This window comes from Olivibacter jilunii (assembly GCF_900607235.1).
Lineage (GTDB): Bacteria > Bacteroidota > Bacteroidia > Sphingobacteriales > Sphingobacteriaceae > Olivibacter > Olivibacter oleidegradans.
Genome location: NZ_LR027849.1, coordinates 646,655 through 670,978 on the forward strand (window position 1 = coordinate 646,655; position 24,324 = coordinate 670,978).

Here is a 24,324-nt window from a genome sequence, read left to right on the forward strand (position 1 = left end):
AACATATGACGGCGGAAGGCTAAACGAAATCAGAGAAAAAATATGTAATTGGCATAGTACAAATATTTCCTTTTTGCGTCTTATCCATAAATGGATTAATGACCAGGTGGAAAAGGGTACCCGGATCACCTACGGATAATATGCATGGACCGGCAGGCAGAAGGTCCCTTTCCTTATCAATGACTGTGTTTGGCCGCATGCTCCATTTGGTTCTTACCGTCTTTGTAATTTGCGAAGCGGTAGGAGCATAGCGGTAATAAAAATAAAGGGTGCCTGTTTTATATTTTTAGGTTTAAGTCTGTTCTTATCGGCATCCCCGGAGTTTTGGAAAAAGGGCCATCATTTATAATTGTTACACTTGTTTTCTAAACTCTCGACCGGAAGTGCCCATCACTTCCGGTTTTTATATACTATGGTTTCGGGAAATTCAGCAGATAAAATGGCGCGGCAGCCCGAAAAAACAGAATTTGGCGGTATCTTTATTATTAAGTAATTTGATTTACTTTAGAATGCCCGTCCTATATTGCCCTGGCCGCTAAATTTCTGCGAACGGAATATGAACCTCAGGACCATTAAATCTACGGATCAGTACGGCAAGTTAACTCAGCGATTTACACGTTCATTACCAATCCCTTTATTTTTCTTAAACCGGTGTAGGATGAAAAGAAACTACGTCTTTGAATGGTTTGATACCTTTGTGTACCATGAGCTGAACCCCCGGCATATCGATTTGCAGCTTTTAGAACAGGGCAGAGCCGGCCAGCTGTCGGAAGAGGCCACCAAGCAAAAGTGGTTGGTCGTTCAATCGATCCGTGAACAGGTAATCCAGGTAAAAAAAGAAAAGCACGGCCAGGTGCTGTTGAAAGCCTATTATCATTCCCTTGTCAATCTCATGGATATCGTTTTTAATTATAAGGCAACGGTCAACCAAAGAACGAGTACAAAATATAACGAACTGTTATTGCATGTCGAAGGACAACTGAATGACCTTTTCGGTGTCTTTGATAAAGAGTATTCATTCTATATCCGGGAGCGGGAACGCCTGCCATTCGTTCGCTTACTTCCGGTCCGCAATATGGTCCGCGAGAAAGTGGAAACCATTGTAAGGCAGTTAAGCAATGATGGCCATCCGCCGGGTCCCATCCGGATCATTTATGACTTTTTAATGGATTTTGTTGCAAGGATCGATAACAAGGAGCAGGTATCGTCGCGGCACGTTAACTTTGTGCTCGGCATGCTGGACGATCTTGAAAAAGTAACCGGGGTTATGAGTGTCAATGACTGTCCACACCTTCACGAACTGTTAATCTATTGGAACCTGAACATTAAACCGGTCGTTGATTATTTCATAGGTGGTAAGGATCAGTTTATGGCCGGACTGGGTACCATGGAAGAGAAGCTGGCCTGGTTCAGGAAAGAACTGATGAAGGTTCAGCAGATCCCGGAGAAGCCGGGGGTAGCCTTTGATCCCGGCTATCCCAGTCTAAGGCACTATTTTATAGCTTATCTGTCCAGCCAGATCAGCTATCTGGAAAAATGGGAAACGAACGGAATAATGGACAATGAGGGAAAACAAGAAAGCCTGATTGTACCCCAATCCGTTAAAAAGATAAAAATACCCTTTTCAGTTGATCAGATCGCCTTGCTGTTAAGGGCCTTCTTTGAAATTGGCTTTTTTGAGATTAAATCTTTCCGTGCCCTGTGTAAACTGGTGGTGCCGGCTATATCTACGCTTAAAGTTCTGAATCCTTCATGGGACAGCTTTCGCGTAAAATCCCGTACACCTGAAAGGAGTGACCTCGATGTTGTCAATAATCTGCTCGACCGTGCGAAGGAACAGCTCAATACTTATTGAAGCCGATTGGCGCATATCCATTCATTAATTTGCAATTTGTATTTGCTATTCTGTGTTCATAATTTTTATATTTGTTCAAGCCGTCGTTCCGGACCCAATGCCGAGAACATGTTACATTATTGAATGTCGCGTGTGTGGACAGGTACGGAAAAGGACGGCATACCTATATACCCACTCATACTTTCCTTCCTTTCATGTAAACTTTGCCTGTTTCATACATGCGTGACCTTTAGGGAAACGATTATGAAAAAAACGAATTATGTCTACAAGATGTTGGACGAGCTTATTACCAATGAACTAAACCCCCAGATGCTTGCCCCTATGTTCATGAACACGGAGTATGTTGAAACCGTAAAACATAGGGTTATGAATGAAAAAAAGAAAATATGCTATGAAATCAAGGACCAGGTTTTCGCACTGAAGACTGAGGATGAAAGTAAACTCTACATTTCCAAATACCACAATGCTCTGGTGGTGCTGATCGGAAAAAATTATGACTATGAATACCAACGGGGCTTCAGTCCAGTTGTCAAGTTAAAAGAGTTTCTGCTCGGTCAGTTACATGAGATCCTTCATTTCTTCGAAGAGGAGTTTTCATCCTTTTTGACCAATGAAAAGTGGGTGCCCATTACACGTTTATTGGCCGTCCGTCTGGAAATAACGGAAAAGATGGAATATCTCCTGAACCGCCTGAAAGGTGGTATCCACGGCGAGGCGCCCGTGTACATAGTTAAAGAGTACCTCGATGATTTTGTAGCCCGTATTGATACACGCGTACCGATCACCGCCCACGAGCTCAATTTCACCCTGGAAATGGTCAAGGACATTGAGACGGTGGATATGGAGAAGGGAGTAGGGATGACCAATTGCCCGGTGTTGAATGAACTGCTAATTTATTGGGACCTGAACAGTAAGCGGACCATCGAGTATTTTATTACCACACTGAATATGCTGGTAAGCCAATATAAAACGGAGGTTGAACAACTTGAATTTTTAAAGTTTGAGCAAAAGCGTCTCCAGCAGATTCCGGCGAAACCCAAAAGTACCTGGAACCCATCTTACCCCTCCATCCGGCAATACTGCAACGATTATGTAACCAATGAAATCACCTATCGTGAAAAGCGCATGATTGAATTTGCGCCGCTGCCGGACGTGAGGAACACGGAGGTATACGATAATGACAAGTTCAAGGTTATGGTGGCCCTTTCAACCGACCAGATCGGCTTGCTGCTACGGGCTGCCGACGAAATCAGGGTGCTGGTAGGCCGGTCAATCCGTGCCGTTTTCAAGGCAATTGTACCCCATATTGCAACGCCGAAAAAAAATAATCCATCGCCCGATGGCATGCGCGCAAAAGCCTACAGCGCTGAGGACAGCGATAAGGAAGTTGTAATCGGTGTGCTCCAAAAAATGATAGAAAAAATCAAAGGTTACTAAATAACTATTAGCGGCTTTCAGCCCCGGCAGGGCTTTTAAGCGGTATTTTAAAAGGTTCTCATTTGGGTTACCAAAAAATGAGAACCTTTTTTGTGCTTTTTGCGGCCTCCAATTTCCGCCAATTTTGTGTCATGGATTTCGGAAATGTGTTTCGGGATCATGAAACAAAAAACATGTGTTTATGGAATTCTTAGCTAAATACTCATGGACGGAATACTTTATGGCGGTTGCTGCCATCACGATCATTTATTATGTCCTGGTCGGATTAAAATATTATGGTAAGGAGCTGTTAGCCGGCGCCGGTACAAAGCGTGTGCCTATAAAAAGCACTGCCGCCATAGGAGAGGATGAACCGATTGAAGAACCCTTCGGACCCGCTGTTACCACGCCGGAAGTCTATCAGCCAGTGGAGGAAGTCCCATTTGAGGATACGCCCGATGAGTCCTTCCGCGAAGTGGAAAGACTGACGGGGGAACTGAAAGTCCTCATTGAAGAAGCGGCTAAGAAAATGTTCGATAAGCGGAAGTTGTTGGGTGCCTTGAAACCGTTGCTTGCAAAGTATCCGGTGGTAAACCATCCGGCCTTCCGCGAAGCAGTTGATGAATATATCGTAACGGAATGTAGGTCGAAGGGCGCCGTGGTGTTGACGGAAGATGAAGTGGAAGTGTTGTGGGGGAATGAGCGGTGAGGGCGCCCGGGTTCCCATCCCCGTCCAATATGGGGCGGGGAGCGGGAACCCCATTAAAGTTCTTTGTTTATGGATACCAATATTGTCCCCTTCCCGATGAGTGCTGTAGAGCAAGGATAATGGACGATTAAAGCATACGGTTTTCGGAAAGCCCTCGGAATTGATTTTTAATAGTGGAGATATGATGAAGTGGAGTGGGATTAAAAAGAATCGGTACCGGAAACTGGTATCAACAATTGTGTTGTTAGGTGTAAAATTAGTTGCCATGGGACAGGATGGACGGTTGGGGATTCGGGAGGCCAATAATCAGGTCCGTGGCTACTTTGCAGATGGTACGAACCTCATGTACGCCGTAGGGGCAATTCTCGGGTTGATTGGGGCCGTGAAAGTATACCAAAAATGGAATTCAGGAGACCAGGACACCAGTAAGGTGGCGGCGGCGTGGTTCGGAAGTTGTGTTTTTCTGGTCATTGTCGCAACGGTCATCAAGAGCTTCTTCGGCATTCAATAAAGGAAAGAAAAGATGGAAAAAATCTTAATCGAAAAACTCTGGGATTATATCGTAACGAATAATCCGGAACTGATGTATAATCTCCAGGAAGACTATAAAGTGCAGAAATATCTGCAGGAAAGGGTACAGGGAATCCTGCCCTTGGCGGATGCACTGGAAAAAGCGGGTGAGCAGGCTTATACCATAGAAGAAATTTGCCTCGATGCTTTGACCGAGGAGTTGCGCCCTTCCAGATATCATTATATCATCGGTATCCTGAAAGAGGATTTTGAAGATTTTTTCGAAGATATGACTGCAAGCGGTATCCTGACCTTCGAAGTGCTGAATATGATGGAGGCCTGTGAGCCGGTTTTTGAGTTGTTGAATTTTAGTGTGGAAAGGGAACAGGACCGGATGATCCGTTATGCGATCATCGGGCAGTTGCACGAGTACCTTCAGGGAAGGGTAGCCGCTGCAGTCAATTAAGGAATCATCCCGGCCATGGGTGTGAATGGGGTTTGGTGTTTTGGGCAGCCCATGCGCCGGGATTTTTAGGCATTGAAAAGAGGTGTAGGAGAACGTAGAGATGGGATTTAGTGCCTTTTTTACACTGAAGAATAATGTGGACGCCATTCGGATTGCATTGCGCCAGCAGGAAGGCCAAGCTTTTTCAGATGAAGAGCTGGAGTCTCTTCGCCAATATCGTGGATTTGGCGGAATACCTGCCATTCATTATGGTATCGGCGACCGGCAATCCTGGATTGATCAGGGTGCTACTTCCGGAGATCTACGCCTTCATGAAAATGTACAGGAATTATACCAATTAATACAGGACAATTTCAGTCCGGAAGAAAATAAGCTTATTGTAGATTCCTTACGTAACAGTGTACTCACCTCATTTTACACACCCGATTTTTTTCCGGAGGCTGTCTTTCGGGCCATCCGGGAACAAGGGATCGAACCGAAATCATTTTATGACCCAAGTGCAGGTTCGGGTGTTTTTGTCGAGAAGGCGCTTGCGGAGTTTCCCGAATTGCAACGGGTAACGGCAGTGGAGAAGGATTACCTGACCGGTATGATCCTTACTTGCCTTAGTTCGTCCAACCGTGTCGATACCAAGGTACACATTGGACCATTTGAAGAAACCGACAGGTCGGAGAACGGAACTTATGATCTTATATCCAGTAATATTCCTTTTGGCAGCTTTTTAGTGGACGATCCGGATTATCCCGATAAAAAAATTTCTGGCAGGATTCATTCTTATTTTTTCGCCAAGGGACTCGATAAACTGGCGGATGGCGGATTACTTGTTTACCTAACCACGGATACATTTCTGAACAGGCCGGGCAATGAATTTGCGCGTCGATATGTGTTTGAACGAGCGGATTTTGTCAGCCTGGCAGTACTGCCGGAAAACCTGATGCAAGATACAGGAGGCACCGAAGCACCTTCCCAATTGTTGATATTGCAAAAGCATGTTGGAAAAAAGGGCCTGTCACCGGAGGAAGAACTGTTGGTAAAATCCATAACCCAAATGAACGAATTCGGGGAATTCACCGTCAATGCCTATGTAGCGGAAAACCCGCGTTTATTGCTGGGAAATATTATTGAGGCGGGCAAGAACCAATATGGTAGACCGCAGACCGTGGTGAGGCAAAGCGGCGAAATTAGCGGTATCGCTTTAGGACTCGCCGAAATATTAAAGGGGGATATTGATCAGCGCTTTGATTTCGAAAAATTTCAAGGGGTTAAGTTGGTCAAGAGTGCGCGCGAATCACGCTCGGGAGATTCCTTTGAGTACCTGGAAATGCCTGTAAAGCAGGATGCCCCCTCGGGAGCCCAGCTTGGCCTATTTGATACCATCGCACCTGAATTGACCAATCGGGCCATTGACTATATTAAAGAAGCAGACGAGCGCATGATCCTGCGGAAGTCCGCCAAACTGCTGGGGATCATCCGGACCGCTGAAAGGCCCGATCATGAGTCCATTGTATTGCTTACGGCCAGGCATCGCCGGTGGAACCGGTATATGTACCAAATGGTTTCCAATGTAAACGGCCCATCCTATTCCATTGGATGGATGAGTGCCAAGTCCTTCAATGTGGCACTTAAAGATCTTGGAGCGGAATTAAAACGTTTCCCTTATACTTTTCTGTTTGAGGGCGATAAAAGTCTGGAGCACTATGTAGAACTTGCAAAAGACAGAAACAATTTTGTAAGTCCCATTGAACCCTATTACCGGAATGGAACGCTGGTAATCCATCAGGGGAAGGCCGGCCTGCTGGAAGAAGTAGACCATGAGGCCGGCCATGCGAGCTTTAAAAAGCTGCAGTTAAAAAATGAAACACCGGGACTATATGCCGGCTATACCGCTCTTCGGCATGCTTTTCTGGAACTTTCCGAAGTCGAAGGAAAGGATTTATCCGCGGTAGAGTCCTTACGGGAAAGCCTTCGGCACCGGTATGAGACCTTTACGGCGGCTTTCGGATTGTTGAATTCAAAGAAGAACAGCTCACTTTTATTGCAAGATGAGGCATATGGACTGATGGTTCTTTCTTCATTGGAGCGAAGACAGGGTGAAGAGTACGTGCCGGCTGATATTCTTTATACGGCAGTAAAAGGCGTTGAAGAGCGGATTCTGGTCGATGAGCCCCAGGAGGCACTGGGTATCTGTCTGAACCGGCATGGCAAGGTTCGACTGGATGTGATTACGGAATTATGTCAGCAGCCGCAGGAGGAGGTGATCGAAGCCCTGGAGCATAAAATTTTTATTAATCCGATTAACGGGCACTGGGAGACCAGGGATCAGTTTCTTTCCGGTAATGTGGTAGATAAACTGGACCTTGTGGAGCGCATCGCAGCTGAGCATCCGGATAACCTCTACTATGAAAAAAGTTTGAAGGCGCTGAAAGGGGTACAACCGATGAAAATTCCCTTTGAGTTATTGGAGTTCAATTTTGGTCAGCGCTGGATGCCTGTAAAATATTTCGAGCGGTACGGAAAGGAACTTTTTGAAACGGAGGTAAAGGTGGATTACCTGGAGTCCATGGATGCTTATGGTGTGCAGATACCCCGGCGAAATGAAGTCACTGATAGGGATTTTATGATTGTGCCCAAGAGCGGATCAAATATGTTGGCACATGCCCTTTTTAAACACGCACTGGAAAATACCGCTCCTTATTTCACCTATACGGTTAAGAATGGCGATGTATCCGTCCGCTTACCGGACACGGAAGCGACGCAACTGGCCCATGAAAAAGTGGAACGGATCAGGTCCGGTTTCGGTGAATGGTTAAGGCGCCTCCCCGATGAAGAGAAAAGATACCTGGAAAACTACTATAACCGACTTTTCAATTGCTATACCCTTCGGGAATACGATGGTAGCCATCAAACCTTTCCGGGACTCGATTGGGAGGGACTTAAACGTATCGGAATTCATAAAATCCACCAATCACAGTCGGACGGTGTTTGGCGTATTGTTCAGAATAACGGGGCGTTGATCGATCATGCCGTGGGATTGGGAAAGACCTTGATTATGATCCTTGCCGCGCAGGAGCTGAAGCGGTTGGGCATTTGTAAAAAGCCCATGATCGCAGCCCTGAATGCCAATGCATCGGAGATTGCAAAAATCTATAAAACGGCTTATCCTTCCGCACGGATCATGGTGCCCGGCGAAAAGGATTTTGAAAAAAAGAATCGCCAGCGACTGTTTTTTGAGATAAAGAACAATAACGTGGATTGTATCATTGTCACCCACGATCAGTTTATAAAGATCCAGCAGTCCCCTAAAATCCAAATGCAGATATTTCAGGCTGAACTGGATGCGATTGAAAAGGATTTAAATGATTTAAAAGGTCGCGGTGATGAGATCACCAAATCGATGAGGAAGGGAATGGAAATCCGTAAGAGCAACCTTTTGGTTCGCTTAACATCGGCAAAGCGATCCATGGACAGCCGGCGCGATAAAGATGTTTTCTTTGAGGACATGGGCATTGACCACCTATTTGTTGATGAATCGCATGGCTTTAAGAACCTCTTGTTCACTACGCGGCATAATCGGGTTTCCGGTTTGGGCAACCAGGAAGGCTCCCAAAAAGCTTTGAATATGTTATTTGCCCTACGGACCCTGCAGGAGCGTCGTAATTCAGATATGTGTGCCACTTTTTTATCCGGTACACCCATATCAAACAGCCTGACGGAAATGTTCCTGATCTTCAAGTACCTCACGCCTCGGGAATTGGAGCGCCAACATATCCAGAATTTTGACGCATGGGCGGCCATTTTTGCAAAAAAGAGTGTTGACTATGAATTTTCAGTTACCAACCAGATTATTGCCAAAGAACGGTTCAGGCATTTCGTGAACGTACCGGAGCTCGCCGTATCCTATAACCGGATTACCGACTATAAAACAGCCGACCATATCAAGCTGGATAAACCGGCATTGGAGGAGTACCTGATCAATATCAAACCCAATGCCGATCAGGAGGTCTTTACCCAGCGATTGGTGCAGTTTGCCAAAACAGGCAATGCGCAACTGATCGGGAAGGAGCGATTGACTCCCAATGAGGAAAAGAGCAGGATGCTGCTGGCGACGAACCTAGCGAAGAAGATGGCTGTGGATATGCGTTTGATCAATCCCTATAAATATGGAGACGATCCGAACAATAAAATCAATACCTGCGCCCGTAAGGCCTATCAGCACTATATAGAGTTCATGGAACATAAAGGCACCCAGATCATTTTCTGCGATGTTGGTACACCGGGGACCAAGGGGTTCAATATGTATGAAGCGATGCGTGATGCGCTGATCAAACAGGGTGTACCGTCAGAGGAAATAACCTTTATACATGACTGGCCGAGAGATGAACGGGAGAAGCTTTTTGAAAAGATGAATGAGGGTAAGATCCGTTTTCTATTGGGGAGCACGGGTAAGGCGGGTACGGCACTTAATGTACAAAAGCGGGTGATAGCCATGCATCATTTGGACATTCCCTGGAAACCGTCGGAATTGGATCAACGCAATGGTCGCGGGTCGAGACCGAAAAATGAAATTGCGAAATTATATAAAGGAAATAAAGTATATAACTACATCTACGCTACGGAAAAATCACTGGACAACTATAAGTTCAATTTACTGAAAGTGAAACAGTTATTTATCAGTCAATTGAAGAGCAATAAATTGTATACGCGAACACTGGACGAAGGTGCCTTTGATGAGGAAAGCGGAATGAACTATGCGGAATATATCGCTGTCTTATCCGGAGACACTTCGCTGTTGGAGAAAAGTAAGCTGGAGAAAAAGGTCGCCCTGTTGGAAAGCCTGAAAATGGCCCACTATAACGAACAGCGGAGGAATACCTGGGAATTTGGGGATCTGGAAAGAAAGTACGCCGGAAATAAGCGGGTACTCGATCTGATCCGCGTGGATGAGCAGGAATATTCATCCAGGCTTCAATGGAAAGACACAGGGCAAAAGCTGAATCCCATCCAACTGGATGGCTTTACAGGAAAGGATTCAGAGGCCATCGGAAATTTTTTAATTCAATTGCATAAAACCTACCGGCCTAAGGAGGCTGATGAAAAAAAGAAGATCGGGACACTGTATGGGTTTGATCTGTTTTTGTCTCAAAAAAAGGTAGATATTTTTGAAGAGAATCGGATGGAGACGAAGCCTGTTAACTTCTTTTATGCGCAACGGGACGGGGGTGAAATCAAATATACCTATAATGGGGGGCAGCCTATGGCCAATCCGAAGCTTACCGCGCGCTTATTTCTTCATGCGATCGATCGCTGTATTGACCTGAAAGAAAACTATGAACGCGATGACAGGAGCCTTGCGGATAAAATTGAGAACATGAAGCGCTTCGTCCATAAGCCTTTTGATCGGGAGGAGGAACTGGCCCGTTTGAAGGTGGACCTGGATAACCTTTCACGTCAAATATTGATCAATATACAGGATAAGGAGCGGAAAGAAGCTGAAGAAATAACGAATCCCGACAAAGTGGACATGAAACCGGTCATTGCCGACGTGATGCTCGATGACGGGAAAGTGATTGCGCTCAATAGTAGGAATATTTCCGGAGATAGCGGAAAAAAAGGGATGCGGGTATAAGAAAAAGTATATGGCAAGTATATATAGGATAAACAAAGGAGTCAATAAGCCGGTAGAGTTTCGCGGCCTAAAGGCGCAATATATATGGTATCTGGGCGGCGGTATTATTGCCCTGATGATCATTTATGCCGTGATGTACATCATTGGTCTGAATCAATATATATGTCTTGCGGTTATTCTTTGCCTGGGTGCAGGTGTTGTCATGAAAGTATATCAGCTCAGTGATAAATATGGGGAGCACGGGATGATGAAGTCCATGGCAAGAAAATCAGTTCCCAAAACCATTAAATGCAACAGCCGCCGGGTTTTTATGGATCAGGAAAGGAAAATCCGGATACAACGAAGCAAATAGGAAGCGATTGGTTTATTTGAACCGGATCGGACAATAGAGGTAAGAGCAATGGGTGAATATGTAAAATACGGAAGTAAAGTGGTGAAGATCGGCACCTGTGAAAGCCTTTATTACACGAGCTATGAAAAGTACCTGGGGGCTTTGTTTGCCGGTCAGTTAGGTTTCGTAGATGGTAATATTGACCCTCGGTATTATGCCAGACCAAATGCGGGCTTCCGGTTTCGCTTCCCTTTTCCCGATGAAGATAAGATGCCGATGGGGCATTCATTTGATCACTTTGATCGGGGGGTAAGTGTAAAGGTCGGGGCAGATGTTTGGCATAATAAACAGCTCGATGCCAGCCAGTTGCACCTAGCTTTCACAAAGGATCATGTAGGACAGGTGATCGGAACGTTCCGATCAGGGGTCCTGGCGCCCGGCCCTGTCCCGGTACTTCCGGTCAAAAAACTACCGGAGACCATGATGTTGGATATCGTTTTCCAAAAACCTGTTTATAGGCAATCCGATGGTAAATTCATTCTGGCACTGGTACTCCGTGAACCGATCACAGGTGACATGCGGCGGCTGGAGGAAGACAAAGATATCCGGAAGTTTTTAAAGGACCTGATCAAATACCAGGTAGCACCGGACGGGGATCAACATACAAGGCAATTTTACAGGATGATCGGTGCCCGGGTGATGAAAGGCTATTCGCTGGAGTTAAACGGGCAACGGCAGCTCCGGAGCGCTGACGTGGAACAAAAAATGCTATCTGCGCCAAACGACACTTTAAGAAGGACTCGACATTTTGTCGGTAATACGAAAATCAGGAACCGCCATTTGTAAATAGGCCGGGGCAATGCGATTGGGCGCCGGGAGTGCCGTTTTATAGTCAACTTAATTTTCAGGAATTGGATAGAAGGGAAAAAGGTATGGAAAAAAAGAATGTGACAGGGAATGATCGTGAATTACCTAAAAAAGTAATCGGCGGAATCACCTTCCTGGTAGATGTGGCTTATGGTGAGATACGTGAACAGCATGTTCCTCAAAATACAATCCTGTTCAATCAAATGCGGGATACCGGTAAGAATTATGAATTCGACTATTCACCTTATTGGCGGAATGTTGCTTATACCTGGACACGTCCGTATTTTAAAATAGAACTGGATTACATGGTGAAACTTGATCCGGAGCGGATGGCTAAAAAGTATGGATTGGCTATTGACCAATTACCACAAAGGGATAGTCAACTGGTTTGTGACCCGGGATTAATAAAAGACCGCTTGGCGGGAAATCTGCCGAGGATTAAAATTCATGGCGAACGCTATATCGTTGATCTGGAGCAAAAAGAGCTCCGGCCGGAAAAGGCAAAAGGCAAACCTTTGATTTAACACAGTGTGAACAACCTTTCTGTAGCGATGCCCAAATGATGTTTTTGCTTGATAAACGGAAGAGGGAAATGATCATGGTTGACCCCTACATAACCGATATTTCACCCGATGCGGTCATGGTGATATTACCCCATGTCGGTCTTATGGACCCCTTTGTTTATGCAAAAAAGATGGGTTTAAGTTTGGATGAAACCCTGCGGATATTTCCCCTTCAACATGATCTGGAAGCCAGGATGTTCGATATGAAGTATTTTGGCGTCTCTTATGTTATGGAAAGGAATAGGAGGGACCGGAAGCAAGAGCAGAAAGGGTTAAAGTTATAAATTCAGGAAGAGAAGAAAATGGAAAAGAAAACAGGCCGAAGAACCTTACCGGAATTCACTATCAAGGGAGTAACCTATTTAGTAGATGCAGAATTGGATTTGCTTATTCGCAAAGGTAATCATAGAGACATAATCGACGTAAAATTCCTGGAATTTGGAGGGGGCTTCTATCTGGCGGATTTTGATTATGAAGAGAGAAGGTTGACTATGGATAAAAGCGAGGAAAACTATCCCGAAGTAGTGCAGGTTGAAATACCCCACATGCGTAAACTAGATCCCATTGGTTTTGCTTTAAAACATAAGTTGTCTTATGAGGAAATGAAAGTACATAATGATTACACGATGAATGTCATTTTCCAGCAGAATATCATCAAGAACCTGACAGGTGCTAATCGAACTTCAGCGATAAAAAAAACCCAATGGGCATTTGAAGATGAGAAGGTCAGGAAGGCGGTAAAGGACTATCATACCGTTAGGAAAGCCAGGCGACGGATGCATATGTAAATTGAAGGATTGGATCGGTTAAAAGTAGACCGGTATTAAAAAGGATGTTATGGTTGCGCGGATGATTATAGATGGCGATCTGTTCTTAATGGACACCCGGAAGGAAAGGTTCACACAGATGGTAGGTAGTCATTATAATGAAATACCCTTTAAGGTACTGACGGATATAGGGGATTTTTATTATCTGGATTACGATCGCAGGACAAAAAATATGGTCAATATGGCCGATGGCAGGTTTCCCGGTGATTTTATGCCGGTTCATTTTCCGGCCGACCTGATTAAAAATGGCTACCTGGAAGCATCCCCCGACGCTGCCCGTTATAACGCGGCCAGTTTCCGGGAAGAGTGGGGAACCTTAGCGATCGACAAATCGATATTCGATCGGCTCGCCGGTATATTGCCTGTTATTGATATAGCCGGTGATTCTTATACCGTTGATTTAAACAGAAGGCAGTTACTCGGGAATGAGGGAGATTCAGTTATATCACTGGCCGGAGGGAATCCACATGATATGATAAACCGTTTTTTTTATGATACAGAGCAAAAAAGGCAGGTAAACCTGGACTTACGATCCATCTCCGCGATGCCGGAGAACGTTGTGCTGGTAGAGGTTCCCCATATGGTAAGGCTTGATCCGATAGGTGCCGCGAGAGTGTACGGCTTACCGGATACCAAACTGCTTCTTAAAAGCCCGATAGAGCAAAATCTGAAAGCGGGCATTATCCGGCTAAGTGAAACAACGCTGCCGGAATTGATCAGGAGAAACCAACTTTCCATGGAGGGTCGAAGCGGTCCTGCAGAAACGAAGCGGTTGGAATTGGGATCACGGCGAATCATCAGTCATGGGTAAATCCGAACATGCCGTTATACCGTAATTGGGTGTTGGAACTGAGGGGATGGCAAAATATATAGTATGAGTGTACTTCCGGAAAAAATAATAGATGGGACTTGTTTTACTGTGGACGTAAATCTATCTGAAATGAGGGAAAAGGGAAAGCCGGACAATATCATCCCCTTCAGCGAGATGGATTGCCATCAGCAGGGAGGATACTTCTTTTACTATGATCGAAAGCTAAAGCAGCTGGCGGATTTATATACCGATCCGGCTGATATCCTGCAGGTTCGGACGGATGAAATGGTAAAGGTGGACCCGTCGGGGATGGCACGGAAGTATGGAATTGCAGTACAGGCTGTGCCCCAACGGGATTGTGATTGCCGTGCCGATGCGGAAGTCCTGAAACGAAAGCTCAATGGGGAAGCGCTGATGGTTTCCATTCTGGACCGGTCATTTAAAATCGATGAACGGGGCTTGGTCCCGGTTAAAGACACCGGCACCGGTATATTACTGCCCAATTGGCAAAATGGGTTCTATATGTCCAAATTTTCATTTTTTTATGATACGGTTACCGGAAAGCAGGTGAGTCTGCCGGCAGACATGATAACCCCACCCAAAGATGTACTGCTGGTTACCATTTCAAATCCACTTTCAACGCTGATCGGATTGCGTAGGTTAAAAATGAATTATCGTGGCGACGTGGAGGTTTTAAAGAACTGCCGCTTGCAGATAAATTTTGAAACCCGGGTTTTTCCTTTATCGGAATCAATTGTTCCTGAAATCATTAAAGAAAACAGGGCGGAAATGGTCAAGGGTTCTGCAAGACCCGTCAGTCAAAAATATCCATCATTGAAAGGTGGAAAAAGAAGGATTCATTCGAAAGGGTATTAATTCAGAAAATGTGTCAGTGGTTATGAGAGAGGAAGAGAAACTGTTTTTAGGTAATACCCTGTTCCGGGTAGACCGGGTTTACGATCAGCTAATAGCTGATCACGATCCTGACAACCGGATCGCTATTTATAAGTTGAAAATCGATGAGAATTTCATTGAAGGGTACATAAATAAGGACACTGAAAGTATCAGCCCTGCACCAGGTCGTGAAAAAGGAAGGGAGATGAAATTCCGGATACCTGTTTACCTGTATGAAAGCGGGTATACGCAGGGTTCGTCCTTTGCCGAACTTTTCAATAAGGAGCACCTCGATGCCTATAATATCCGCTTATTGGACAGGGACGCCCTGATGGAAATAGCGGATAGGCCTTTACGGTATAAGCAACCGGCCTTGCCTGAGATAAATGCACACGGCTATACCTTTGTTGTAGATGTAGCCTATGGTGAAATCCGCAGGAAGGATAACCCTATGAATTACCTGTTATTTCACGATATGAATTTCCATGAAGGAAAAGGGGGCGGATATGACATTTATATTGATAAAGAATCCGGGAATCCGGCAAGTGAGCGGATGGCGCGTTCTTACGTCCCTTTTCACCTGGATGAAATGGTAAAAATTGATCCTATCGGTGTTGCAGCAAAGTATGGTATATCCGTAACATTGCTCCCAAACAGTGATTTAAAGTTAGAGAACAATCCACAGGCATTTGATCACCGAGTGAATGGAGAACAATTGCCGATAATTCGCATTATTGACCGGGACTTTGTTGTCGATCTGTGGAAGAATGAGCTCCGATCCACGGAGGGTCCAAAACGTGAGATCGACTTATCTCAGGTACCCTATACAATGGAAGAGGATAAGTATACTTTATTCTGGGACTATAAGAAAAGAGAACCCGTCAACATAAACGAAGACACCATCACGAGTTTACCTAAAAATGTAGTTATGGTTACTTTCCCTACCGATGAGCGGTTGGACCCGATAGGCTGGGCCAGAAAGGAGGGGTATGAACAGCTAATTGCCGAATTTGGATATCCTCAACAGATGAAAATGGAAGCCAGAGTCTATCCGGTTACGCAAAGCTGGCTCCCTTATTTAATCGAAGAGAACCTAAGGGAAAGACTGGTGCAACAAAATAGGGGATTGCGTCTTTAACAAATAGATTATAGCGATGAAGATGAATGAAGAGGAAAGAGTGATCTTAGGAGGGAATTTATTTACGGTGGATCGAGCTAAAGGAGTATTCATGCCTGAAAGGAGACCGGCGTATGCGTTTTCCTTTGCCCTATGGAAGGTTGATCGGGATGTAGCCCATGCCCGTTTAGAACCGGTAACCTGCCGTTTGTTTCCTGAATGTCCGGCAACTGCAGCGGATATGCGGTACCAAAAAGTGACTATTCCCGGCGAGTTTCTGTCCCCGCATTTTCATGGTGATGAAGTTTATGCCAGTGAAGTAAATCGGCGAAGCCGGGAGGAAAAGTGGGATTCGCTATTAATTGATCAACCGATCAGAGAACGGTTGTCCGGAAAACTTCCTACCATTGAGATTGGAAGTAAGGATTATTTTGTTGACCTCCGTAATGAAATGCTGATTGGAAATGCTGCCGATACGCCGATTCTTGACCTGAAATTCTTTTGGAGAGCCGGAGAGGGAAAGTTTATCGAAGGTTTTTTACATACACCTTCCTTGCGAATGGTGAAACTGAGCGCCGAGGAATGTCTTACATTCCCGGAGGATGTCGTGCTGGTAAGGATACCAAACTATGTACGGTTGGACCCTGTGGAATATGCCCGGAAGATAGGAATGCGCCCGGCTTCACTCTTACATGATTACCTGTTGACAGGTAAAATGACGGGAGAGCTCTTGCCCATAAAAGAAAGTGAAATGGTTCAGCGCGCCGCTGAATTTCAGATATTGGATGTCATATTCGAAACGAGTCTAAAAAACAGATCAGTAAAAAAAATTAATTAACAGGAAAGTGAAAAGGGAATTGTGTGATGGAAAGATGGCTGGATGACTTGTTGCCGATATTCGGTGTTGAGCATGATTGTATATTAAGTAAACAGGGGGATATAACGATTGCCTATCAGGTTGATTTACCGGAGATATTTACCCTCAGCTCGGAGGATTATGATAATCTGCATCATGCCTGGGTGAAGGGTATAAAGACATTGCCCAAACATTCCGTATTGCATAAGCAGGATTGGTTCCTAAGCAATACGTATAAGGTGCCTGATGGTAAGCACACACCAACATTCCTGAACAGGGCAAGCAGCGCATATTTCGCCGGTCGTCCCTACCTTGATCATTGCTGCTACCTGTTTATTACTAAAAAGCCGGATGGCAGGAAGTCTGTTAATAGTTTATTCTCCAATTTGATAAGGAAAAGCATTGTACCGGAATTGACCCTTCATGCGGGCGCCCTTTCGGATTTTGAGGATCTATGCGGCCAGTTCAAGCAGGTACTGGAAAGCTGTGGTCTGATAAAGCTCCAACGACTTAAAAAGGATTCCCTATTGAGTGAGAGGCGTGCGATGGGGGTGATCGAGAAGTACTGTTCGCTCGCGCAACGTTCGGATCAATTTCTGATGCAGGATATTTCTACGGAAAATGGCCTGAAAGTCGGCGATCGCCAATGTTTGCTGTACACACTGGGAGATGCGGTAGATCTGCCTCACCTGACAGGAAGTAGGTTGACTTATGAGAAGTTCAGTACAGATCGTACAAAATTTTCCACCGGTTTTTCCAGCGCGCTTGGTTTACTATTGCCCTGTAGCCATATCTATAACCAGTACATTTTTATAGGGGACGGGCAGCAGACCATCAATGAAATGGAAAGGAAGCGATTACGTCTGCAATCACTTTCCGCTTATTCCCGCGAGAATCTCATTGCCAGGGATGCCACCAATGACTTTTTGAATGAAGCCATTGCCGAACAACGGTTACCCGTAAAAGCCCATTTTAATGTCCTGTTATGGTCTTCTGATCCAAAAGAGATAAAGGAAATGAAGAATCAGGTAAGCGCTGCACTGTCCCAGATGGACGCTGCCGCTAAAGAGGAAACAGTGGGTTCACCGCAAATTTTTTGGGCAGGAATTCCGGGAAACGCGGCTGACTTTCCCATGAATGACAGCTTTGACACCTTTGCAGAACAGGCCAGTTGCTTTCTGAATATGGAAAGCAACTATCGGAGCGATCCACCGGAGGAAGGGATTCGTTTTTGTGACCGTATCAGCCGTAAGCCTGTATTTTTAGACCTGTTCACGGCGCCACGCTTGCGGGGAACAACCAGTAACATGGGCACACTGGTTGTGGGTGCCAGCGGCGCCGGAAAGAGCATGGTGGTGAATCATATTTTAAGGAGCCTGTATGATCAGGGTGCCCATTGTTTCGTGGTAGACATTGGAGGGTCTTATAAAGGGTTATGCTCACTGGTGAAGGGTTACTATTTTACCTATGAGGAAAATAATCCGATCAGCTTTAACCCGTTTTATCTGCCCGATGGGATATCCCTGGATACGGAGAAGAAGGAAAGCCTGAAAGCTTTATTGGTCGCTCTCTGGAAGCAGGACAATGAAGGCTTTGTCCGCAGTGAATATGTGGCCTTATCCAACGCCTTACAGGGTTATTACAATAAGCTATCGACAGATAGATCGCTATTTCCGTGCTTTAATACTTTTTATGATTATTTGGAAAGCGAATATTCCGAGGTGTTGCAGTCACAAAGGGTAAAAGATAAAGATTTTGATCTGAATAATTTCCTGTACGTGTTGCGGCCATTCTATTCCGGTAATGAATTTGACTTTTTATTGAATGCCAGGGAGAACCTTGATATGCTCAACCAACCTTTTGTAGTGGTAGAATTGGATTCGATCAAAGATCATCCGATAATTTTTCCGGTTGTTGCGTTGATCCTCGTTGAGCAGTTCATTTCTAAGATGCGGAAACTTAAAGGAGTGAGAAAGGTACTGATGATTGACGAGGCCTGGAAGGCGATCACAAAATCAGGGATGGCGGAATTTTTAAAGTATGCCTTTAAAACCATCCGGAAATTTGATGGAATCCCGGGAGTGATCACGCAGGAGCTGGATGATTTGATAAGCTCGCCGATTATAAAGGATGCGATTATTAACAATGCCGACGTAAAGATCCTGCTTGGTATGAGGAAGTTCATGCACAAGTTCGACAAAATTCAGGAAACACTTGGCCTATCGGAAAAAGGGAAAACAATTTCGCTGTCCGTCAATCCGGATGAACGTGAACTTTTCATTGACCTGGGGGGACAGGAAATGAAAGTCGTTAAGAATGAGCTCTGCCCGCATGAATATTACGCATTCACCACGGAGGGTAAAGAGCGGGTGAAAGTGCTGGAATATGCCGAGAAGTTCGGTAGCATGGAAGCGGGTATCGATGCAATGGTGCGGGAGAACAGGAAATGAGATCGAAAAGGAAAAGGTTATGAAAATGTCAAGTAGGAGGCTGGTCGTGTTTACCGTGAGCATATTATTAGTGATGCCCGTAAAAGATGCACATGCTTTGGGAATTATCGAAATCATTAAACAGGGTATCACCAAGGTTATCCAGGCCGTGGACCTGAAAATACAGCGGGAGCAGAATAAAGTAATATGGTTACAGAGTGCACAAAAGACCTTGGAAAATGCCATGTCAAAACTGAAACTCCGCGAAATCGGTGAATGGACGGAAAGACAGAAGGAGCAGTACGGGAAATACTTTGAAGAGCTTCAAAAGGTGAAATTGCTCATTACCTACTATCAGCGGATTAAGGATATTACCGTTAAGCAAGCCCGTTTGGTGCAGGAGTACCGGACGGCCTGGGGATTATTAAAAAGTGACAAACACTTTTCTGCATGGGAAATTGACTATATGGGAAAGGTCTATAACGGTATTTTGAATGAAACGATCAAAAATATTGATCAGTTAACCATTGTCATCAATTCCTTTAAGACGCAAATGAGCGATGCCAAAAGGTTAGAGCTGATCAATTCAGTCGGTGACCGGGTGGACGAAAATATTATGGACCTACGTCAGTTCAATAACGAGAATGCGCTTCTATCGCTGCAGCGGGCGAAAGATGAGCAGGAAATAAATCTGGTTAAGAAGATGTACGGTCTTGAGTGAAAGGGTTTAAGAATGAACCAAATGGAGGAAATGATTGAAGACGTTAACAGGTTCAGTAAGATCATTGGCGATAAAGGCTATGATGGGCACTTCCTGACAAACGGTGGCTATCCCGATCGCTTAAAAGATAGTGTGCTGCGATACCTATATTCGTCAATAATAGGCGATGAAAAGGGAATAGGAGGCGGTTTGCATCTGTTCACCTACCTGGAGTGGAAGGGGGATGATAAACCGTTCATTGATTGCAGCCTAACGGTCCGGCATTCGCCGGTTTTTGGTCTGCAGGTCAGTGATATGGAAATATCGTATAAAAACGAATATGGTTTTGTGCTGAAGAGCAAGCGCTTTGAGGGGATTATTTTCAATGATATCCCGGAGCGACATGATGCTGTAAATATGGTAAAGGAAAGAAGGGAGCGACTTGGTAGAGGAATTAAATTATAGGGAGATGAAGGGAAAGTGGATAGGGATCAGTGTTCTATGTATGATGCTTGCTTTTACGGCGGAGGCGCAGACATTTTCTGAATGGTTCAAGCAAAAGAAAACCAGAAAAAAGTATATGGCGCAGCAAATTGCTGCACTGAAAGTCTACAAGGAATATATTGAAGAGGGCTGGGAAATTGCGCAGAATGGATTAGGTATCGTTGAGAAATTCAAGGGCGGAGAATTCGGTTTACACCAGCTATTCTTTGGCTCACTTAAAGCGATCAATCCCATTATTAAAAGATATCCGAAGATTGCTGATATCATTGCCATGCAGGTTGCCATTATTAAAGTAAGGGGGCAGTATCTGAAAGAATTTCGGGAGGGAGGTTTTTTCAGGGAAGGGGAACTGGAATTTATGCAATCGGCATATGCCCGATTATTGGAAGATGGCTCCACCGTGATTCTTGAACTTACCGACCTGACCACCAATGGCAAATTGGAAATGAAAGACGATGAAAGGATCAACCGTATTAATGCGCTTTATGATGAGTCGGTGGAACAATACCGATTTGCCCGGCGATTTGGTGAGGAGGCGCAGTTTCTTTCACTTTCCCGCAAGAACGAAAACAGGGAAGCAGATGTATTAAAAAGCTGGTTGGGATTGGAGGACCCGGATTTTTAGCAGAAAGGTGAAGATTGAATTGGTAAAGATTATGGAAGGAAAGGGTGTGGTATGATGAAGGTATTGTGTTTATTTTTCCTATTGATGGTGGGTTGGACAAATTCCCGTGGACAGGCACATGAGATTGCTGTCCTATTATTGAACGTGGAGAAGCTTTCGCAGTATAAGGCGATTTTGAGTGACCTTAAAACCAGTTATAAAGTTCTGAGCAGCGGATATTCGGCAATTAAAGATATATCAGAAGGGAACTTTACGTTACATAAGCATTTTCTGGACGGGTTGATGCAGGTAAGTCCGACGGTCAGGAATTACCGCAAAGTGGCATGGGTCATCGACTATCAAATCCAACTGGTTAAAGAGTATAGGGATGCTTATGGTGATTTTAAGCGAAGTGGTGAATTTAAACCTGATGAACTGGTTTACCTGGGGCAGGTATATGATAATTTATTCCGGCTCTCTTTGCAGAACCTGGATGAGTTGCTGCTTGTAATCACTGCCGGCAATTTACGGATGAGCGATGATGAGCGCTTGAAGGCCATTGATCGCATATATCTGGACATGGAAGACAAAGTAATGTTTCTTAGGAGTTTTAATAACAGTACCGCGCTCTTGGGTGCTCAGCGGGAAAAGGAACGGTTTCAGGTGGAAAGTATGAAAAAAATCCATGGTTTTGATGGGGAGTCGAATTAACGTTATTTATTATAATATCAAGTGTGATGAAGTGGTATTTGGTTGTGTGTGGCTTGATTTTTTGCTGTATCCTGTCTCCTTTGTTGGTATTTGCCCAGCCCGCAATGGAAAAGATAAACAGTTTGCACGGGGTTTTGGATTCACTATACGAAGAAATGATTCCCATGTGTTCAGACCTTATCAATATAGGTCGGGCCATCGGAGCCTTTGGAGCGCTGTTTTATATCGGTTCCCGGGTTTGGAGGCATATCGCCAATTCGGAGCCAATTGACTTCTACCCTTTATTTCGGCCGTTCGTTCTGGGGTTTTGCATCAGTTTTTATCCATTGACATTGGGATTGCTGCGGGGAATTTTGGAGCCTACAGTAGAAGCTACGGCCGGGATGGTGAAAGATTCGGATAAAGCTGTGAAAGTTCTGCTGAAACAAAAGGAAGAAGCGATTCTAAAAAGTGATGCCTGGCAGATGTATGTCGGGCAGAACAATATGGGGGACCGGGATAAGTGGTTAAGGTACACGCTGGATATTGGGGACGATGAGCCTTTGCCTTCCGAAGGCATGCTCGATCGGCTGGGGAACAATATAAAATTTGCATTCGCCAAGGCCTCCTACAATGTGCGCAACTCGATAAAGGAGGTGCTCAGCGAAATACTGCAGATCATTTTTCAAGCGGCAGCCCTTTGTTTGAATACGTTACGGACTTTTCATATGATTATTCTCGGTATTCTGGGGCCTCTGGTTTTTGGACTGGCAATTTTTGATGGCATGCAGCAATCCCTAACGGCCTGGCTTGCCAAGTATATCAATGTGTACCTATGGTTACCGGTCTGTAATATTTTCGGTGCAATCATTGGAAAAATACAGGAAAAGATGCTTGCCTTGGATCTGCAACAGATCGGCTCATCGGGCGATACATTTTTCAGCGCGCAGGATACGGCATACTTAATTTTCATGCTTATAGGCATTTTGGGGTATACGACTGTGCCTTCGGTTGCCGGCTTTATTGTTAATGCGGGTGGAGGTGGTGCGCTGATGCAGAAAGTAACCGGATTTATGGTTGGTGCTGCAGGCGCCGTGGCAACCCAGGGTGGATCGCTTATTGCCAAAGGCATCGCCCAGGCTACTAACCTTGATAATTTCACGGGAAGCGGTGGGTTTCCCGGAAAGGTCGGCAATTCAGGTCAGGGAAACGGCTCAGGACAAAGTAGCAGTGGGGCATCGCCGGCCTCTATGGCCGGTAAATTGGATGATAAGCCAAATAAAAGCTGATATAGAATTTGATGCCGGATGGCATTTTCTGAAATGTGGGATAGATAATAGGCGTTGGATATGTTCAGGAAAATGAAAAATATAGATACAGCCTTTAAGCAGGTTAGGCTGGTGGCCGTTGTCGTTATATTAGCTTCGGTTCAAATGAGTTGCTACGTGATTTATAAATGTTTTTCAGTAGCCATGACCGCTCAGGATAAGGTTTATGTGTTAGCCAACGGGAAAATTCTGGAGGCATTTGCCTCTGACAGAAAGGATAATGTGCCGGTGGAAGCAAGAGACCATATCAAGACCTTCCATCAATATTTCTTTAACCTGGCGCCAGATGAGAAGGTTATTCAATCCAATATAGCCAAAGCCCTGTATCTGGCGGACGAAAGCGCCAAAAGGCAATATGATAACCTAAAGGAAAGCAATTATTATGCGAATATCATCAGTGGCAATGTCAGCCAGGAGATCAATATAGACAGTGTGCAGGTCAATATGGATACCTATCCGATTTTCTTCCGCTGTAGGGCAACACAGGTCATAACCAGGACGACAACAATCGTGCACAGGAGTTTGGTTACCGAAGGTTATTTAAGAAGTGTTCCCCGTAGCGATAATAACCCCCACGGATTTTTGATCGAACGTTGGCAAATCCTGGAGAATAGAGATTTAAGTGTAAAGAATAGGTAAAAGGTGGAATATGTTTAAGGATAAGGCAGACAGGAAAAGCAGCCAAGGGAAAAGCGATTTAGCTTCGGAATTGATCGCTGTAAAAATATTACGCTTTCAAAGGCGCTGGGCAAATTGGATGAACGGCAAAACAATGAAGATGAGCAGGCGCGGGCAAATAGGTGCATTAGCAGGGCTCTCGGTTGTTTGTTTGTCTTTCTGTTTCTATATGGTTGCAGGGAACAATGGGAACGCGAAAGCTTTATTACTGAACCCGGATTACGCTATCACGGTTAGGTCCCCATACCTTCTGGGGACTAGCGGTGAATTGATGATGGATAGTTTGCGCTTACGTGAAGCCTACGGGAGGATCATATCCTTTAGGGCCTATATGGACAGCTTGGGAAAAACACCTGAGGGGCGGAAAACCTTGGAGCATATGCTGTCGTCCCGCCCGGGTATGGTAGATAGTCTGTTGGAAGCGGAGAAACTATTGAAACAATGGTTCAAATAAGTATGAAGAAGGGATATAGGCATGAATTTTATGATGATGGATAGCAATTGACTGTTTGCAATTGATGTGGTACTCTATTTTTCAGCGAA

At 44.9% G+C, this 24,324-nt stretch carries 23 protein-coding genes; all 23 read left to right on the forward strand.

Annotation, left to right across the window (positions count from 1 at the left end; translation table 11 throughout):
* Positions 1-658: 658 nt before the first annotated feature.
* The 23 genes from E0E36_RS08745 (at position 659) to E0E36_RS08855 (ending at position 24,235) form a co-directional block, all read left to right on the forward strand.
* The gene (locus E0E36_RS08745) at positions 659-1,855 is read left to right on the forward strand and encodes a hypothetical protein (RefSeq protein WP_130855644.1); all 1,197 of its coding nucleotides are present in this window, start codon (positions 659-661) and stop codon (positions 1,853-1,855) included.
* A gap of 243 nt (positions 1,856-2,098) precedes the next feature.
* Complete coding sequence (locus E0E36_RS08750; RefSeq protein ID WP_130855645.1) at positions 2,099-3,292, forward strand: hypothetical protein; 1,194 nt, start codon at positions 2,099-2,101, stop codon at positions 3,290-3,292.
* Positions 3,293-3,473: 181 nt separating this feature from the next.
* The gene (locus E0E36_RS08755; protein ID WP_130855646.1) at positions 3,474-3,980 is read left to right on the forward strand and encodes a hypothetical protein; all 507 of its coding nucleotides are present in this window, start codon (positions 3,474-3,476) and stop codon (positions 3,978-3,980) included.
* Positions 3,981-4,161: 181 nt separating this feature from the next.
* Positions 4,162-4,491 (forward strand): DUF4134 domain-containing protein, encoded by a 330-nt coding sequence (locus E0E36_RS08760; RefSeq protein ID WP_130855647.1) that lies wholly within the window; start codon positions 4,162-4,164, stop codon positions 4,489-4,491.
* Positions 4,492-4,503: 12 nt separating this feature from the next.
* Positions 4,504-4,956, forward strand: a complete 453-nt coding sequence (locus E0E36_RS08765) for a hypothetical protein (RefSeq protein WP_130855648.1) — start codon at positions 4,504-4,506, stop codon at positions 4,954-4,956.
* A 100-nt stretch (positions 4,957-5,056) separates the two neighbouring features.
* On the forward strand, positions 5,057-10,582 hold the full coding sequence (locus E0E36_RS08770; protein ID WP_130855649.1) for a helicase-related protein: 5,526 nt from the start codon (positions 5,057-5,059) through the stop codon (positions 10,580-10,582).
* A 10-nt stretch (positions 10,583-10,592) separates the two neighbouring features.
* Positions 10,593-10,934 (forward strand): DUF4133 domain-containing protein, encoded by a 342-nt coding sequence (locus E0E36_RS08775; RefSeq protein WP_130855650.1) that lies wholly within the window; start codon positions 10,593-10,595, stop codon positions 10,932-10,934.
* A gap of 48 nt (positions 10,935-10,982) precedes the next feature.
* A complete protein-coding gene (locus tag E0E36_RS08780) occupies positions 10,983-11,759 on the forward strand; it encodes a hypothetical protein (RefSeq protein ID WP_130855651.1) in 777 nt (258 codons plus the stop codon).
* 86 nt (positions 11,760-11,845) lie between these two features.
* The gene (locus tag E0E36_RS08785; protein ID WP_130855652.1) at positions 11,846-12,304 is read left to right on the forward strand and encodes a hypothetical protein; all 459 of its coding nucleotides are present in this window, start codon (positions 11,846-11,848) and stop codon (positions 12,302-12,304) included.
* A 35-nt stretch (positions 12,305-12,339) separates the two neighbouring features.
* Entirely contained in the window at positions 12,340-12,627 is a 288-nt protein-coding gene (locus E0E36_RS08790) for a hypothetical protein (RefSeq protein ID WP_130855653.1), read from the forward strand.
* Positions 12,628-12,645: 18 nt separating this feature from the next.
* Entirely contained in the window at positions 12,646-13,131 is a 486-nt protein-coding gene (locus tag E0E36_RS08795) for a hypothetical protein (RefSeq protein WP_130855654.1), read from the forward strand.
* A gap of 49 nt (positions 13,132-13,180) precedes the next feature.
* Complete coding sequence (locus tag E0E36_RS08800) at positions 13,181-13,981, forward strand: hypothetical protein (protein WP_130855655.1); 801 nt, start codon at positions 13,181-13,183, stop codon at positions 13,979-13,981.
* A 63-nt stretch (positions 13,982-14,044) separates the two neighbouring features.
* Positions 14,045-14,857: a hypothetical protein gene (locus tag E0E36_RS08805; RefSeq protein WP_130855656.1), complete on the forward strand. Its 813-nt coding sequence runs from the start codon at positions 14,045-14,047 to the stop codon at positions 14,855-14,857.
* Positions 14,823-16,013: a hypothetical protein gene (locus E0E36_RS08810; RefSeq protein WP_130855657.1), complete on the forward strand. Its 1,191-nt coding sequence runs from the start codon at positions 14,823-14,825 to the stop codon at positions 16,011-16,013. Before E0E36_RS08805 ends, E0E36_RS08810 begins: the two co-directional genes overlap by 35 nt.
* 16 nt (positions 16,014-16,029) lie before the next feature.
* Positions 16,030-16,830, forward strand: coding sequence for a hypothetical protein (locus E0E36_RS08815; protein WP_130855658.1), 801 nt, complete (start codon positions 16,030-16,032; stop codon positions 16,828-16,830).
* Positions 16,831-16,856: 26 nt separating this feature from the next.
* Complete coding sequence (locus E0E36_RS08820) at positions 16,857-19,298, forward strand: TraG family conjugative transposon ATPase (RefSeq protein WP_130855659.1); 2,442 nt, start codon at positions 16,857-16,859, stop codon at positions 19,296-19,298.
* Positions 19,234-19,998, forward strand: a complete 765-nt coding sequence (locus tag E0E36_RS08825; protein WP_242627166.1) for a conjugal transfer protein TraI — start codon at positions 19,234-19,236, stop codon at positions 19,996-19,998. The genes E0E36_RS08820 and E0E36_RS08825 overlap by 65 nt, the downstream gene beginning before the upstream one ends.
* Before the next feature lie 12 nt (positions 19,999-20,010).
* Positions 20,011-20,442, forward strand: coding sequence for a hypothetical protein (locus E0E36_RS08830; RefSeq protein WP_130855660.1), 432 nt, complete (start codon positions 20,011-20,013; stop codon positions 20,440-20,442).
* A gap of 4 nt (positions 20,443-20,446) precedes the next feature.
* Entirely contained in the window at positions 20,447-21,106 is a 660-nt protein-coding gene (locus E0E36_RS08835; protein WP_130855661.1) for a hypothetical protein, read from the forward strand.
* Positions 21,107-21,157: 51 nt separating this feature from the next.
* Positions 21,158-21,796, forward strand: coding sequence for a TerB family tellurite resistance protein (locus E0E36_RS08840; RefSeq protein ID WP_130855662.1), 639 nt, complete (start codon positions 21,158-21,160; stop codon positions 21,794-21,796).
* A gap of 26 nt (positions 21,797-21,822) precedes the next feature.
* The gene (gene traJ / locus E0E36_RS08845) at positions 21,823-23,064 is read left to right on the forward strand and encodes a conjugative transposon protein TraJ (RefSeq protein WP_130855663.1); all 1,242 of its coding nucleotides are present in this window, start codon (positions 21,823-21,825) and stop codon (positions 23,062-23,064) included.
* 72 nt (positions 23,065-23,136) lie between these two features.
* The gene (gene traK, locus E0E36_RS08850; protein WP_341273585.1) at positions 23,137-23,742 is read left to right on the forward strand and encodes a conjugative transposon protein TraK; all 606 of its coding nucleotides are present in this window, start codon (positions 23,137-23,139) and stop codon (positions 23,740-23,742) included.
* Positions 23,743-23,752: 10 nt separating this feature from the next.
* Complete coding sequence (locus E0E36_RS08855; protein ID WP_130855665.1) at positions 23,753-24,235, forward strand: hypothetical protein; 483 nt, start codon at positions 23,753-23,755, stop codon at positions 24,233-24,235.
* The last annotated feature ends 89 nt before the right edge of the window (positions 24,236-24,324 follow it).